This window comes from Cedecea sp. VD22 (assembly GCF_037150195.1).
Lineage (GTDB): Bacteria > Pseudomonadota > Gammaproteobacteria > Enterobacterales > Enterobacteriaceae > Cedecea.
Genome location: NZ_JBBCPX010000019.1, coordinates 21402 through 39120 on the forward strand (window position 1 = coordinate 21402; position 17719 = coordinate 39120).

6 protein-coding genes are annotated in these 17719 nt (G+C 58.5%); 4 read left to right on the forward strand and 2 right to left on the reverse strand.

What is annotated here, in order from left to right; all coding sequences use genetic code 11:
* Positions 1-81 precede the first annotated feature (81 nt).
* Together recN and bamE are read left to right on the forward strand one after the other, a co-directional pair.
* A complete protein-coding gene (recN, locus tag WFK85_RS21330; protein WP_336709314.1) occupies positions 82-1743 on the forward strand; it encodes a DNA repair protein RecN in 1662 nt (553 codons plus the stop codon).
* Positions 1744-1962: 219 nt separating this feature from the next.
* Positions 1963-2307: an outer membrane protein assembly factor BamE gene (bamE, locus tag WFK85_RS21335; RefSeq protein WP_166995716.1), complete on the forward strand. Its 345-nt coding sequence runs from the start codon at positions 1963-1965 to the stop codon at positions 2305-2307.
* A gap of 63 nt (positions 2308-2370) precedes the next feature.
* Here the strand turns inward: bamE and WFK85_RS21340 are convergent, their stop codons facing one another.
* Together WFK85_RS21340 and WFK85_RS21345 are read right to left on the reverse strand one after the other, a co-directional pair.
* Entirely contained in the window at positions 2371-2661 is a 291-nt protein-coding gene (locus tag WFK85_RS21340) for an RnfH family protein (RefSeq protein WP_336709316.1), read from the reverse strand.
* Positions 2651-3088: a type II toxin-antitoxin system RatA family toxin gene (locus WFK85_RS21345; protein ID WP_008458184.1), complete on the reverse strand. Its 438-nt coding sequence runs from the start codon at positions 3086-3088 to the stop codon at positions 2651-2653. The genes WFK85_RS21340 and WFK85_RS21345 overlap by 11 nt, the downstream gene beginning before the upstream one ends.
* 153 nt (positions 3089-3241) lie before the next feature.
* On the opposite strand from WFK85_RS21345, the gene smpB reads away from it, so the two are divergent.
* Complete coding sequence (gene smpB / locus WFK85_RS21350; protein WP_336709319.1) at positions 3242-3724, forward strand: SsrA-binding protein SmpB; 483 nt, start codon at positions 3242-3244, stop codon at positions 3722-3724.
* A 787-nt stretch (positions 3725-4511) separates the two neighbouring features.
* Positions 4512-17654: a BapA/Bap/LapF family large adhesin gene (locus tag WFK85_RS21355; RefSeq protein WP_336710393.1), complete on the forward strand. Its 13143-nt coding sequence runs from the start codon at positions 4512-4514 to the stop codon at positions 17652-17654.
* Positions 17655-17719 lie beyond the last annotated feature (65 nt).

Genomic DNA, 17719 nt, shown 5'->3' on the forward strand with positions numbered 1-17719 from the left:
CACCTGGCCACTTTACTGTATATAAAACCAGTTTATACTGTATGAAAACACAGTTATGATTTTTCATACAGGAGAGTGGTCATGCTCGCTCAACTCACCATCAGCAATTTCGCTATCGTTCGTGAACTTGAAATAGACTTTCATCACGGGATGACGGCCATTACCGGGGAAACCGGTGCCGGTAAATCTATTGCCATAGATGCGCTGGGCCTGTGCCTGGGCGGTCGCGCGGAAGCGGACATGGTGCGTTCAGGTGCAAATCGCGCGGATCTCTGCGCCCGCTTTTCCCTGAAAGACACCCCGGCTGCGCTACGCTGGCTGGAAGAAAACCAGCTGGAAGACGGCAGAGAATGCCTGCTTCGCCGCGTGATCAGCAGCGATGGCCGCTCCCGGGGCTTTATCAACGGTACCTCCGTGCCCCTTTCCCAACTGCGCGATCTCGGTCAGTTGCTTATCCAGATTCATGGCCAGCACGCCCACCAGCTGTTGCTCAAGCCCGAGCATCAAAAAACGCTTCTGGACGGCTATGCCGGCGAGCAGGCGCTGATTCAACAAATGGCAGAACGCTACCGCGAATGGCACCAAAGCTGCCGTACTCTGGCGCAGCATCAGCAACTGGCTCAGGAGCGTTCAGCCAAAGCCGAACTGCTTCACTACCAGCTCAAAGAGCTGAATGAGTTTTCTCCCGTTGCCGGTGAATTCGAACTGATTGATGAAGAGTACAAGCGCCTCGCCAACAGCGGCCAGCTGCTCTCCACCAGCCAGCAGGCGCTGGACGTGCTGGCCGACGGGGAAGAAAGCAATCTACAAAGTCAGCTGTATACCGTGCGCCACCTCATGGGTGAACTGGTGGGCATGGATAACAAGCTCTCTGGCGTACTGGATATGCTGGAAGAAGCCGCCATTCAGATTTCCGAAGCCAGCGACGAACTACGCCATTACTGCGATCGTCTGGATTTGGATCCAAACCGTCTTTATGAACTGGAACAGCGTATTTCTCGTCAGATCTCTCTGGCACGTAAGCACCACATCACGCCTGAAGAGCTACCCGATTTCCACCAGAAGTTGCTGGATGAACAGCAGTTACTGGATGAGCAAACCGGGTCGCTGGAAGCGTTGCTGCAGGCCGTTGCCCAACATCATCAGCAGGCGCTTGCCGTGGCGCAGGCGCTTCACCAAAGCCGGGCCAAACATGCCAATGAACTGTGCCAGTTGATTACGGAAAGCATGCATTCGCTCTCCATGCCGCACGGAAAGCTCGCCATTGACGTCGAATTTAACGAAAACCACCTCACCGCCGAAGGCGCTGACCGCATTGATTTCCGCGTCAGCACCAACCCAGGGCAGCCGCTGCAGCCGCTGGCAAAAGTGGCCTCAGGCGGCGAGCTTTCTCGCATCGCGCTGGCGATTCAGGTGATCACCGCCCGAAAAATGGAAACACCGGCGCTGATCTTCGATGAAGTCGACGTGGGGATCAGCGGCCCGACCGCCGCGGTGGTGGGTAAACTGTTGCGTCAGCTAGGCGAATCTACTCAGGTGATGTGCGTCACTCACCTGCCGCAGGTTGCCGGCTGCGGTCACCACCACTTCTTCGTCAGCAAAGAAACCGACGGGGAAATGACCGAAACGCATATGCAGCCGCTGGACAAACGTTCTCGCCTACAGGAGCTTGCTCGTCTTCTCGGCGGCAGTGAAGTGACACGCAACACGCTGGCCAATGCCAAAGAGCTGCTGGCCGCCTGAGGCTTTACAATGCACGGTGTATCCAGCGCCGTGCATTGTGCAAAAAACACCCGCCCCACTCGCTAATCCGACTTTCTGCCACCTTTTCAACCAACTTTTTTATGCTCCCACTGTCAGAGTTGAGCGCCTTGAGGTTTTAAACTGCTTAAAGGTCTATTATCATCGGCATAATACGAATGAGCCACGCACTACTCCGGCCCGAAAAGGAATCAAATCACTATGCGTTGTAAAATGCTGACTGCTGCCGCAGCGGTTCTTCTGATGTTGACCGCAGGCTGTTCCACTCTGGAGCGAGTGGTTTACCGCCCAGACATCAACCAGGGTAACTATCTGGCACCTAATGATGTGTCCAAACTCCGCGTGGGCATGACCCAACAACAGGTGGCCTACACCCTAGGGACGCCAATGATGTCCGATCCGTTCGGCACCAATACCTGGTTCTATGTCTTCCGCCAGCAGCCGGGCCACGAGAACGTGACTCAGCAGACGCTGACCCTGACCTTTAACAGCAGCGGCGTACTAACTAACATCGACAACAAACCAGCCCTGACCAAAGCGGAATAAGGCTGGATCGATGCATAAAAAAAGGTGCCTGAGGCACCTTTTTTTTGTCACTGTCATACAGAGTTATTTCTGGGCAGAACGTTCAGCACGCTGGAGACGTAATTCTTTCGGGTCGGCAATCAGCGGCCGGTAAATCTCAACCCGATCGCCGTCATTCACTTTATCCCCCAGCTTTACCGGGCGGCTGTACACACCGACTTTGTTTTTCGTCAGATCGATATCGTCACGAAGTTCAAGGAGGCCAGAGGCGACAATCGCCTGCTCAACCGTGCTGCCTTCCTCAAGCTTCACCTGGCGCAGGTACTGTTTTTGCGGCAGAGCGTACACCACCTCAACCTGAATCTCACGCGGCACGGTAAACCTCTTTGGCGCGGGTAGTGAATGCCTGAACCATGCTGCCGGCAAGCTCTTTAAAGATACGGCCAAAGGCCAGCTCAATCAGCTTATTGGTAAATTCGAAATCAAGCTGGAACTCAATCCGGCAGGCATCTTCACTGAGCGGCGTGAACTTCCAGCCACCCATCAGCTTTTTGAAGGGGCCATCCACCAGATGCATCAGGATACTCTGATTGTCGGTCAGGGTATTTCGGGTAGTAAAGGTTTTGCTGATCCCGGCTTTTGAAACGTCGACCGCCGCCGTCATCTGATTAGCCGATGCGTCAATCACCCGGCTACCGGTGCAGCCAGGTAAAAATTCCGGGTACGAATTCACGTCGTTCACTAACTGGTACATCTGCTCGGCGCTGTAGGGCACCAAAGCAGTACGGCTAATCTGCGGCATAACAATTCCTGGGAGTCATAAATCGGACAAATAATAACATTTATCACCGCGCAAACAAAAACTCTCTGCCGCTCATGCTAAGATAAGCGCTTCCTCCTCGCGCAGGCCGCGGGGTGTCTTTGAACTCCTGGATTACATATACTGAGCAGCACTATGACTAAGAAAAAAGCACACAAACCAGGCTCAGCCACCATTGCGCTAAACAAGCGTGCCCGCCACGAATACTTTATCGAAGATGAGATTGAAGCGGGTCTCGCGCTGCAAGGCTGGGAAGTAAAATCATTACGTGCCGGGAAGGCAAACATCGGCGACAGCTACGTTATCTTTAAAGATGGCGAGGCTTATCTGTTTGGCGCCAACTTCACGCCGCTGACCGTCGCCTCCAGCCACGTCGTCTGCGATCCTACCCGTACCCGCAAACTGCTGCTTAACCAGCGCGAGCTGAACAACCTGTTCGGTAGCGTCAGCCGCGACGGTTATACCATCGTCGCCCTGTCCCTCTACTGGAAGAACGCCTGGTGCAAAGTGAAAATAGGCGTAGCGAAAGGTAAGAAGCAGCATGATAAGCGTTCCGATGCGAAAGATCGCGAATGGGCTGTAGATAAAGCCCGCATCATGAAAAACGCCGGCCGTTAAGGCAATTCTTTCAGCTCCGCACTCCACTGGCTCTTCTTCTGAAGAGCCAGTATAAAAAAACACACGCACTTTTAGTTATCAGCTATTATTGCGCAGTCAAATATTGGAGCATCTGAATGAGTTAAGCGACACTAAATAATATATACTATTTTCCTTCAAAATTATCTTCCCCACTGAAAACTACAAATTCATAGATATATAATATTTCCTGCCTCAGCGACCATCTTTATACGCTTCACAAAATAGATAACTTCTTCCATATTTTTCTTCTTTACAAAACAAAATACCCCACCAAAAAAGGCACTATATCCCTTTCAGACTCAGGGATTTTTATGCCTGAAGTCTCAATTCATCCGGGATAATACAAAAGCGCGGCTAAAACTTATCTTAAATCTTTCAATGCAATAAGCACAACGGCACCTGAGATACACCATGGGAACTAGCTTCAGCCATTTGAGTGTTCCCGCTACGTTCATTGGTACTTTAGAGTGACTTACATAGTGTTAAATATGGCTTAATTTGCGCTTTCATTTTTTCCTGTCTATATCATCAATAGTCTCTATTTAATAAACGACGAGCCTATGACCCTGAGAATTAACTAATTTCGATTCCGCACCGGAAACGCCCTGTTTATTAACAATCACTGTCATCAATTTTTTGATACAGGCCTTTTTTCGCCAATACATCGCGAAGGGCCTTTTACACCTAAAAATTTTGCTTTCGGTAATCAACACATTACGCCGGGCAACTGACTACCACCACGTTCATCGCGAATGGAGTGATAACAATGCGTTCAATTTTAATTATCTCTAAATTAACCGGCGTTAAAAACAACGTCGAAGCCTCTGAAATCACCTTAAAAGGCCCTTCAATTGTCGAGCTAAAAATTGAGCGTGAAGAGGTCGCCAGCTACACGCGTTCAGGCCAGGATCTGGTGATCAAACTCCATTCCGGCGAAACCATTACCATCAAAAACTATTACGCCTTTGCCGATCAGGGTGGCAACCAGCTAGTATTGGAAGGCCATGACGGCGTGCTTTGGTGGGTTCAGGATCCAGAAACCACAGCTCACTATGAGCAAATTGCCAATATTGACGCGATCATGACCGCCACCGGCGCACATGCCGAAGGCGGCGCCCTCTGGCCGTGGGTGCTGGGCGGGCTGGCCGTTGCCGCGGGTGGTGCCATTGCTGCAGCCTCAAGCGGTGGCGGCGGGCACTCTGACAGCGGAACCAACCCAGGCAATCCTGGCAGACCAGACGTTACTCCACCGCCGGCACCTACCGGCCTTGCCGTCTCCGCAGACGGCAGAACCGTTACAGGTAATGCCGAAGCGGGCTCCACGGTCACGGTAAAAGATGCCAGTGGCAACGTTATTGGCACCGGTACTGCTGGTACCGACGGCAGTTTCACCATCACCCTCACCTCGCCACAGATAACAGGCGAAACGCTGACCGTCACGGCAACAGATCCTTCTGGCAACACTGGTCCCGGCGCCACTATTACCTCACCGACTATTCCGCTGCCTGACGAACCTGGCATTACAGGTATCACGAACGATCATCCGAATGCGCCTAACGGCGGCAACGTAGGCAATAACTCACCAACCAATGACAACACGCCAACGCTGAACGGCACCGGTCAGGCCGGTACCACGGTGCATATTTACGACAACGGCGTGCAGATTGGCACCGTTGTGGTCGGCGCCAATGGGACCTGGAGCTTCACGCCAGGCACTGCTTTGGCTGACGGCACCCACTCTTTCACCGTCACGGCGACAAATGAAAGGGGCGAAAGCGCAACTTCTCCGGCCTATACCATCACCATTGACACCGTGCCACCTGCGGCTGCAACCGATCTGGCCGTTAGCCCAGACGGTGATACCCTGACCGGCCATGCTGAAGCAGGATCCACAGTTACGGTAAAAGATGCCAATGGCAACGTGATAGGCACTGGCACGGCGGGCACCGATGGCAGCTTCACTATTACTTTGACCACCCCGCAGATAACCGGCGAAATACTGACCGTCACGGCGACCGATCCCTCAGGTAATAGCAGTCCTGGTGCCACCATTACCGCACCGAATATCCCGCTGCCGGATGAGCCAGCTATCACCGGCGTAATTAACGATAACCCGGGGGCGCCTAACGGCGGCAACGTAGGCAATAACTCCCCAACCAACGACAATACTCCCACGCTGAACGGCACCGGCCAGGCTGGCACGACCATTCACATCTACGATAACGGGGTACAGATTGGGACGGTCGTGGTAGGCGCCGGCGGAACCTGGAGCTTTACCCCGGGTAGCGCGCTGGCCGACGGCTCCCATGTGTTTACTGCCACGGCGAGTAACGAAAGGGGCGAAACCGCCCCATCCCCGGCGTATACCGTCACCATTGACACCGCTCCTCCGGGGCCGGCAACCGGTCTCGCCGTTAGCCCGGATGGGGAAATCGTTACCGGTCATGCAGAAGCGGGCAGCACCATAACCATCAAAGACCCGAACGGCGTAGTCGTCGGGTCAGGTACTGCCGATAACAATGGCAACATCAGCATCACCCTGACCACGCCGCAGGTAGACGGTGAGACACTGACCGTGGTTGTCACCGATCCGGCGGGCAACAACAGTCCTCCGGCCAACGTGACCGCGCCGGACGTACTCCCGCCGGTATTGCCGGTGATTACCGGCGTTCTTGACGACGTCGCGCCAGTCACCGGTAACGTAGGGAACGGGCAGTCAACCAACGACAACACGCCAACCCTGCAGGGGAGTGGACAAGCCGGGGACACCATTCATATCTATGCCAACGGGAGTGAGATCGGTACCACTAAGGTCGGCCTGGACGGCACCTGGAGCTTTACGCCAACCACACCGCTGGTGGATAACGCCTACATTTTCACCGCTATGGCATCTAACGTTCGGGGAGACAGCGGCACGTCAGTCAGCTATACCGTGACTGTAGATACCGCCGCGCCTGCCGAACCGACCGGCCTGCTTGTCAGCGCTAATGGCGACATAGTGACGGGGATTGCCGAGGCAGGCAGCACCGTCACCATCAAAGATGCGAACGGGAACGTGATTGGTACCGGCACCGCTGCGCCTATTACTGGCGTATTCAGCATCACCCTGACCACGCCGCAGCTTGACGGCAGTCACCTCCAGGTCACGGCTACCGATGCAGCAGGCAACGTCAGCCCGCCGGGAGAAGCCACCGCGCCGTTCTTCCCGCTGCCGACCATCCCTGTGATTACCACCATCATTGATGACGTCCCGCCGATCGTTGGCACCGTACCCAACAATCAGCCAACCAACGATCAGACCCCAACCCTGCAGGGGACAGGCGTCGTCGGCGAGACGATTCATATCTTTGATAATGGCGTAGAGATCGGCACCACCATCGTGCTCGTGGGGGGGATCTGGACCTTTACCCCCGTCGCCAATCTGCCCGACGGCCCGCATAGCTTCACCGCCACGGCCTCGAATATTCGCGGCGATAGCGGAAGCTCCACGTCCTACACCGTCATTGTCGATACCGTAGTGAATCCGCCGGTACTCGATCAGATCCTCGACACGGTCGGCTCTATCACCGGTCCTATCGGCAACAACGGTATTACCGATGATAATAAACCTGCCTTCAGCGGCACCGGTGAAGCGGGCAGTACCCTGACTATCTTTGATAATGGCCTGCCCATTGGGCAGGTTACCGTGGGTAGCGACGGCAAATGGAGCTTTACGCCTTCTATCGCCCTGGCTGATGGCCCGCACGCGATTACGCTGCAGCAGACCGACCTCGCGGGCAACATCAGTAGCGTGACCGTCGGCCCAACCTTCACCGTGGACACCCTTCCACCGGTGGCGGTCACCATTGACACCGTGAGCCAGGACGGCACAACCGTTACCGGGACAGGTGAGGCCGGTGATACCGTGAAAGTTGTCGGTCCAAACGGCGTGGTACTGGGTACGGCACAAATTGACCAAACCGGGCACTTCACCCTGACCCTCACCCCGGCCCAAACGCATGGCGGCACGCTGACTGCCCAGGTGCAGGATGCGGCGGGTAACATGGGGCCGGATACCACCTTCCCGGCGTCAAACTCCGGCTTCCCGACCATTCCGGTTCTGGTTTCGGTCACTGACGATGTCGGCCCGATCCAGGGGCCGCTGACGAACGGTCAACCAACGGATGACAACCGCCCAACGCTGAGCGGCACCGCAGAGGTGGGCTCCACCGTTACTGTCTTTGATAACGGCCTGCCTATCGGCATCGCAACAACTGACTCCAGCGGCACGTGGACGTTTACACCGCTGCTCCCGCTGATTGATGGCCCGCACAACTTCACCTTTACTGCCACCAACGGCAGCGGCACCAGCGGAACATCCTCAGGCTTTAGCGTCGTCGTGGATACCACGCCTCCGATACTGCCCACCGGGCTGGCCGTCTCTAACGACGGGACAACGCTCACCGGGACAGCAGAAGCCAACAGCAAGGTCACCATCACAAACGCCAGCGGCACCGTGCTCGGTACGGCCACGGCGGACGGTACCGGCCACTTCAGCGTGACGCTGAACCCACCTCAGCTTAACGGAGAGATCTTAACCGCCAAAGCGACCGACGCGGCGGGTAATACCGGACCAGGTGCCGCTATTCCTGCCCCGGATCACACGCCACCGAATGCCCCAACCGGGCTGGCCGTGAGCGCTGATGGCCTGCATGTGACCGGTACCGCCGAACCGAACAGTACCGTCACCGTCTGGGACGGTAACGGCAATGTGATTGGCGTTGGTATCGCCAGCGGCACGGGCACATTTGATATTTCCCCGCTCACGCCACCGCAGCTAAACGGCCAGACGCTGATGGTCACTGCGACGGACGCCGCGAACAACGTCAGTACGCCTGCCGCCGTCATTGCCCAGGATCATACGCCGCCTGCGCTGCCGACCAACCTCACCTTCAATGAAGACGGCTCGGTACTGACCGGTAAAGCCGAGGCTGGCAGCACGGTGAAAGTGACCGACGCGCTGGGCAATCCGTTGGGCCAGGCCGTTGCCGGACCGGATGGCAGCTTTAGCATCACCCTGACAACCCCGCAGGCGAACGGCCAGCTGGTGGAAGTGAACGCCACGGATGCCGCCGGGAATATCGGCCCGAACGCCCCGGTCACCGCCCCGGATATCACCCCACCGAATATGCCGATCATCGGTTCCGTGGTCGACAATGTGCCTGAGCATACCGGTAACCTGAATAACGGCGACCTGACTAACGACGATAAACCGACGATCTCCGGCACGGCTGAAGCTAACTCAACCGTGAAGATCTACGACAACGGGACGCTGATCGGCACGGTCAGCGCCAACGGCAGCGGAGCCTGGACCTTTACGCCGACCACCTCTATTGGCCAGGGCCTGCATAGCCTGACGGTGACCGCCACCGATGCCGCAGGCAACGTCAGCCAGCCGAGCGCCGCCTTTAACATCAACGTAGACTCCATCGCCCCTACCGCCCCAACGATTACCCAGGTGTATGACGATGTGGGCACCGTGACCGGGCCGGTCAGCAATAACGGCGCCACCAACGACCCAACGCCAACCCTAAGCGGCAGCGGGGAACCGGGCTCCACCATCACGGTTTACGACGGACTGGACGTCCTGGGCACCACCACCGTTAATGGCAACGGCACCTGGACATTTACGCCAACCACGCCGCTGCTGGACGGGCCACATTCCTTTACGGTCACGGCTTCGGATGCCGCAGGTAACGTCACCGCACATTCCCCGGCGTGGGACATCAATCTGATTACTACGCTGCCAGCCACGCCGGTGATTGGCGAAATTCTGGATACCGTCGGGAGCGTCACCGGGCCAGTCCTGCCGGGCACCTCTACCGACGATACCAAACCGGTTATCAGCGGCACCGCCGGGGCTAACGCAGTCGTGAATATTTACGATGGCAACACGCTGATCGGCACCGTGACGGCAAACGGCAGCGGCGCATGGACGTTTACGCCAACCCAGCCGCTAAGCGAAGGTTCGCACACCATCAATGTGTACGTGACCGATGCCGCCGGGAATACCAGTAATGCCGCAACCCAGATTGTTATTATCGACACGACTCCGCCGGGAGCGCCTTCCATCGACGGGGCGCTGGGTAACGTCGCAAACACGCAGACTCCGCTGATTAACGGCGGCAGTACCCAAAGTACGGAACCCGTGTTCTCAGGCAAAGGCGAAATTGGGGCCACTATTACCCTGTACGTCGACGGGGGGACAACGCCAATTGGCACGGCCACCGTAGACGCGACCGGGAGCTGGACAATCACCCCAACCTCACCGCTGGGCAGCGGGACGCACGTGTTCACTACCGTGGCAACGGATCCGGCGGGCAACACGGGGATGCCTTCTTCTGGCTTCACGCTCTCGGTTTACGCGACGCCTCCGGCTCAGCCAGCGGCACCAGTCGTGACCGATAATGTGCCTCCGGTGGTCGGTCCCGTCGCTCCGGGCGGCAGTACCAATGACACCACGCCAACCTTTAGCGGGACCGGCATCGCGGGCTCAACCATCAACGTCTACAACAACGGGAACGACCTGATTGGCACCGCCACCGTGCGCTCCGACGGGACCTGGAGCGTGACCCCGTCAACGCCGTTTACCGAAACGACCTATAACATTACCGTCCAGGTGACCGATCCGGCGGGCAACATCAGCCTGCCGTCAGCCCCGATCGCGATCACCGTAGACACAACGCCGCCGGCGGCACCGACTATCGGTACCGTAGATGACGGCGTGGGTCCGGTGACCGGGCCAATTACCAACGGCATTACCGATGACACGAAGCCGGTGTTCCACGGCACGGGTGAAATCGGCGCGACCGTCACGCTTTACAACGGCAGCACGGCGATAGGCTCTGCGGTAGTGGATGGCTCGGGTAACTGGACTATTACGCCGAATACCGCGCTCAACAACGGCGTGAATACCATCACCGCCGAACAAACCGATAAAGCCGGGAACGTCAGCGGGCCATCCACCGATTATGTACTGACCGTCGATACCGTGCCGCTTACCGCGCCGGTCGTCGTGGAAATCATTGATAACGTTGGCCCGATCCAGACCCCGCTGGTCAACGGCAGCTTCACCGATGACACCACGCCAACCTTTACCGGTACCGGCAAAGTCGGCAGTACAATTACGCTGTACGACACCAATGGCACCACGATTCTGGGTACCGGTGTCGTGGCCGCCAATGGCACATGGAGTATCACCACTTCCGTGCTGCCGGAAGGTGCACACAGCATTACCATCAAAGCGGTGGATGACGTAGGCAACAGCGTGGGGCCTTCTGCGCCGATTGTGATTAACGTCGATACCACTCCGCCACCAAACCCTGTGGTGCTGCCGATCACCGACCCTACCGGTACGCTTGTAGCCGGTACCGCTGAACCGGGGGCAACGGTTATCATCAAAGACTCCAGCGGCAACGTGCTGGGCACCGGCGTGGCTGACCCGATTTTGGGTACCTGGACCGTTACGATGTCCCCGGCTCAAACCACCGGCGCAACCCTGACGGCTATTGCTCAGGATCCAGCGGGTAACCAAAGCGCGGGCATTAACTTCACCGCAACCAACTCCATCCTGCCGCATCCGCCAACCATCGATCTGGTAGACGATAACGTGGGCGCCATAACCGGTAACGTCGGCAACGGGAAATCGACCGATGATACTTTACCTACCCTGAGTGGTTCTGGTGCCTCCACGGGCGGGGTCGTGCATGTTTACATTGATGGCGTGCTGTTCACTTCTGTGCCCGTCGGCGCCGGCGGCACATGGACGTATCAGCTCACCACCCCGCTGACTCAAGGCCCGCATACCTTTGCCGTCAGCCAGACCGTCGGTCTTGAGACGAGCGGCCTGTCTCCGCTCTACACCATCATTGTCGACACCACGCCACCAGCCCAGCCGGTGATTGTCTCCGTGGTAGACGATGTAGTAGGCGGCGTAGTCGGGCCGTTGACCAATGGCCAGGCCACGAACGACCCAACGCCAACCCTGAGCGGCACGGCGGAAGCTGGCAGCACGGTGAACATTCTCGATAACGGCACCATCATCGGTACCGTCACCGCGAATGCCCTCGGCATCTGGACCTTTACGCCAGGCACTAACCTTGGCGAGGGTTCTCACACCCTGACCGTCACGGCGACAGACGCCGCCGGGAACGTCAGCCTGCCGTCTACCGGCTTTGTGGTGAACGTCGATACGCTGGCCCCGGCCGCCCCGCTGGTCGTCTCCGTCACCAACGACATCACTTCCCAGCCGATAACGTCCGGCCAGCCGACTAACGACAATACGCCAACCTTCAGCGGTACAGCCGAGGCCGGGACCACGCTGACCTTCAAGGACGGAAACGTGGTGATCGGCACCGTAACGGTACCGGTGGGTGGGAACTGGAGCTTTACCCCAACGGTTCCGCTACTGGATGGCAGCCATAACATCACCGTGACCGCCACGGATGCGGCAGGCAACGTCAGCGGCCCAAGCACAGGGTTCAACGTGGTGGTCGATACCGTGCCGCCTGTAGTGCCAGTCATTCTTTCGGTCATCGACGACCAGACTCAGCCGGGCACTAACCTGCCGCTGATCAACGGCCAGTTGACGAAGGACACTCAGCCAACCCTGAGCGGTACGGCGGAAGCCAACGCCACCATCACGGTGAAAGATGGCAATAATGTGCTGGGAACCACCCAGGCGGATGCGCTGGGCGTCTGGACATTCACCCCGTCCGCACCGCTGGGCCAGGGGACACATACCCTGAACGTTACGGCGACGGATGCCGCTGGCAACGTGAGTAATGCGGCTTCGTTTGGCGTGAATATTGACTCTGTCGCCCCGAATCCGCCGGTTATCGTCACCGTGCTGGACAACACCGCGCCGGTGCTGGGGCCAATCACCAACGGCCAGGCCACCAACGAAACCCGCCCTTCTCTGAGCGGGACGGCGGAAGCCGGTGCCACCATTAAGGTTTACAGCGACGGCAACCTGATCGGCACCACTATTGCCAACGGGTCTGGCGCGTGGACGCTGACCCCTGTGGCCGCGCTAGGCAACGGGGCGCATACCTTAACCGTGACCGCGACCGATGCGGCTGGCAACGTCAGTAATCCGTCGAACGGCTTCTCGTTGACCGTCGACACCATTGCGCCGAACGCGCCGGTTATCAGTAACGTGGCGGATGCCGTCGGCCCAATCGTCGGCAACTTGTCTAACGGCCAGGTCACCGACGACACCCGTCCGGTGCTGACCGGTACCGCTGAGGGCAATGCTACCGTCAGCGTGTACGACAACGGCGTTCTGCTTGGCACCGTCCAGGCTGATGCGGGCGGAGCCTGGACCTTCAGGCCATCCACGCCGTTGATTAACGGTGGCCATGCGCTGACCGTGACCGCGACAGACGCTGCGGGCAACGTCAGCCTGCCGTCAACACCGTTTAACGTGGTGGTGGATACCATTGCGCCGACTCAGCCGATTGTGGTTCAGGCCTTCGATGACGTTGGTCCGGTTCAGGGGCCATTGGTGAGCGGACAGACAACGGACGACACTCAGCCAGCCCTCAGCGGGACAGCGGAAGCTAACTCCACCATTAATATTTACGATAATGGCAACCTGATTGGCACCGTAACGACCAGTGCCCTGGGAGCATGGACCTTCACGCCTGGGACCGCGCTGCCTCTCGGCCAGCACGTATTCACCGTCACCGCGACCGATGCGGCAGGCAACACCAGCGTACCTTCGGCTGGCTTTACCCTGACCATCGCCAGCGGCGTGTCGAATACGCCGGTGCTGACCTCTGTGGTGGACGACGTCGCCGGTGGCACGGTCGGGCCATTAACCAGCGGCCAGGCCACTAACGATGCACGCCCAACCCTGAACGGAACGGCAGATGCCAACAGCACCATCAAGATTTACGATGGCGGCAACCTGATTGGCACCGTGTCGGCTAACGCCCTGGGCGTTTGGGTCTTTACCCCGCCGACCGCACTGGCAAACGGCTCGCATACCTTTACTATCACCGCGACCAACGGTGCGGGCGTAGTCAGTAGCCCAACGGCAGGCTTCACCATCGTGGTGGATACCGTGGCGCCTAACCAGCCTGCGATAACCTCTGTGGTAGATGATGTCGGCCCGATCACTGGCCCGGTAGGCAACAACCAGCCAACGGACGATACGCGCCCAACCCTGAACGGGACCGCCGAAGCCAACGCCACGGTCAATATCTTTGATAACGGCGTGCTGCTGGGTACCACAACGGCAAACGGCAGCGGCGTCTGGACGTTCACGCCAACGCTGCCTCTGCTTCAGGGCAACCACTCGTTCACCGTCACCGCAACGGATGCGGCGGGTAACGTCAGCGTTCCGTCCGTACCAGCCGGTATTATTGTCGATACCGTCCCGCCGCTGGCGCCAACAGGTCTGACGGTCAACGCCACTGGTACAGTTGTTACCGGCGTTGCGGAAGCCAACAGCAAAGTAACCGTTACCTCGGCGACGGGCACCGTTCTGGGTACGGCTCAGGCTGACGGCAACGGGAACTTCAGCATTACGCTCTCCCCTGCGCAAACCAGCGCCCAGCCGCTGCTGGCCTTCGCTCAGGATGCCGCCGGGAACATCGGCGTTTCCGCCAGCTTCACCGCACCGTTTACCGGTGTGCCAGGGCTGCCGGTGATCACCAGCATCGTGGACGATGTTCTGCCGAAAACCGGCGTGGTGGGCAACGGGCAGAGCACCAATGACACCCAGCCGACGATCAACGGCACCGCCGAAGCCAACGCCACCGTCAAGATATACGACAACGGGGCGCTGCTGGGGACGGTTACTGCCAACGCAAGCGGCATCTGGACGTTCACCCCAACCGGTGCGTTGGGGGATGGCGTACATGCCTTTACCGCCACGGCAACCAACGCCAACGGGACAGGCGGGGCCTCTCTGCCAACCTCGGTGATTGTCGATACCATCCCGCCATTGATCCCTACCGGGGTTATCAGCGCCGACGGGTCAACGATCACCGGCGTGGCGGAAGCGAACAGCACCGTGACAGTGACGCTGCCGGGCGGGATCACCGTCACCGGCACGGCGAATGCTTCCGGCGCGTTCAGCATCACCCTGCCAACTCGCCAGATTGAAGGGCAGTCGCTGTCAATATCTGCCGCGGATGCGGCCGGGAACGTCTCACCGTCGCTCTCGATCACCGCGCCGATTCTGCCACTTTCGGCCAGCAGCAACGTGGTCGATTTGGCACTCACCACCGATGCCACTATCACCACCGAGCACTACAGCGGCTACGGTAACCTGCTGATTGGCGCCTTGGGCAACGTGGCTTCGGTGTTGGGCAGCAATACCGCCCAGGTCGGCTTCACCATTGGCAGCGGGGCGACAGGGAATATCACCATTAACGCCGCCGCCACCGGGGTAGTACTGTCCCTGCTGAACACGCTGGAAATCGCGATCCAGAAATATAACCCAGGCACCAACTCGTGGACGACGGTTGTCGACTCATCCTTGCCGCAGTTCCTGAACCTGCTGACGTTGGGAGCCACGGGCGTGACGCTGAACCTCGAAGGTCTGGGTGAAGGGCAATACCGCGTCCTGGGCTATAACACCAGCCTGCTGGCAACGGGGGCGGCTACTAACCTCGCGGTCACCGTCGAGCAAACCAGCGCAGGCGTGGTCAGCGGTACCACCAGCTCTAGCGGGAACGTTATTACCGATCCAGGTCCTGGCGGGGCAGTCGATAACGCCCCTACCGGCACGGTGGTCACGGCGATCACCGACGGCCAGGGCGTGACGCACACCGTGGGCGCAGGCGGACTGGATGTTCAGGGCAAATACGGCACCCTGCATATCAACCAGGACGGCAGCTATACCTACACCTTAACCAACACCGCGGCTTCAGTACTGGGCAGCACGGAAAACTTCACCTACACCATTACTCAAAACGGCATCAGCGACTCTGCACAGCTGATTGTCACCCTGGGCAACGGCGCACCGGCCAGCACGGTCACCGCCACGGATAACACCGGTTCGCTGACCTTCGGCACCGATGTTGTCGCCGTTGACCACGGGGCTTCACAGCAAACGGGTCTGTCGGTGCTGAGCGTCGGTCTGGGGAATGTGGTCAACCTCAACCTGCTGGCTAACATGAGTAACCCGATCCTGTTTGATGTCGCGGACGGATCGACCCGCACCATGACGCTGCAGGCGAGCGTCGGCGGGGTAGCGCTGCTCTCCACCTTTGACCTGTACATCTACAAGTTCAACGCGGCGACTCAGCAGTACGAGCAGTTCCAGGTGCAGAAAACCTGGCTGACGGCTCCGCTGTTGGGCGGCACCTCGGGCCAGTTGACCGTGACGTTGGGCGGCGGGGACTACCTGTTCCTGCTGATGAACGCGAGTGGCGTATCGCTGCTGACCAGCTACACGCTGAATATCCTGCAGGATCACACCTACGCGGTCGACAGTCTGGCGGCATCAACCACCGGGAACGTGATGCAGGATGATATCGCCCCGGCAGGCAGTCTGCTGACGGCGGTGAACGGCGTGTCTGTCTCGGCGACCGGCACCACCACTATCGTCGGCAAGTTCGGGACGTTGACTATTGATGCCCACGGCAACTACACCTATACGCTGAACAGCGGCCAGGGTGCCGACAGCATCAATACGCCAGACAGCTTCGTGTACACCGTCACCGCGCCAAACGGTGATACCGGTACCGCGTCGCTGAACATCACCTCCACGCCGCATATCGTGGATGCCGTGAACGACGTCAGCTCGATTATGGCCATCACGTCGACGCAGAACACCGCGGCTTACGCGAGCGCTACGGTCGGTCAAACCTCCTGGAACACGGCGCTGCTGGCCTCTACCCACGGCAACGGCAGCGGTACCTTCACCATTGCGGATAACACCGTGCTTAGCGGGGCCAATATTGTGTTCAAAGTGGCTTCCGGTCTGGTATTGGGTGGACTGTCAGTCAGCTGGACGCTGAGCGACGGGCTGGGTCACACCTATACCGGCACCTTTAGCGGCAGCGCCCTGCTGGGCGGCACGGCAACCATTCCAGTCACCGATCTGCATTCAGGCACCTGGACGCTGAGCTACGTCGGGAACATGGGGCCACTGGGACTGGGTACCATCACCATCACGCCGAACATCACCGGGACCTCGAACCTGCTGGATAGCTTCACGGCGCAAAGTACCGTCGTACACGGCAACCTGTACGACGGCACCGACTCCGCCGGCGCGGCTGACCAGCTCGGCAGCGTGCATACGCTGATGACAATTACCGGCGCCAACGGCAGCTCGGCCACGCTGAACCCGATGGCCAACAGCGACGCGGTGGCAACGATTCAGGGCCAGTACGGCACCCTGACTATCGATGTCGGTGGGAACTACACCTACACCCTGAACGCGGGTGTAGCACCGGGCTCCATCACCAATAAAGAGGTCTTTACCTACATCCTGAACGATCAGAACGGGCATTCAGACTCCGCCACGTTGACCATCAACATGAACCCGCAGTTCGTCAGTACTGCCTACGGGGACATCATCAACGGTTCTTCGGCCTACGCCGATACGCTGGTGTACCACGTCCTTGCCGGTGGGGCGAACGACGGCACCGGCGGCAATGGATCGGACGTCTGGAACAACTTCTCGCTCGCGCAGGGGGACCAGATCAACATTCACGACCTGCTGGTCGGCTGGAACGGGCAGACCTCAACGTTGGGTAACTACCTGAGCGTGGCTACCGTCGGCAACAACACGGTCATCTCCATCGACCGTGACGGCACCGCCGGCGCATTCCACTCAACCACTCTTGTCACTTTGGAGAACGTGCACACCACACTCGATGAGCTGATCCAGAACAACCACATTGTTGCCTGATAGTTGTAGCGAAAAATCCCCGGGCGCACAGACGCCCGGGGAATAAGACAAAAACGCAGTGCCAT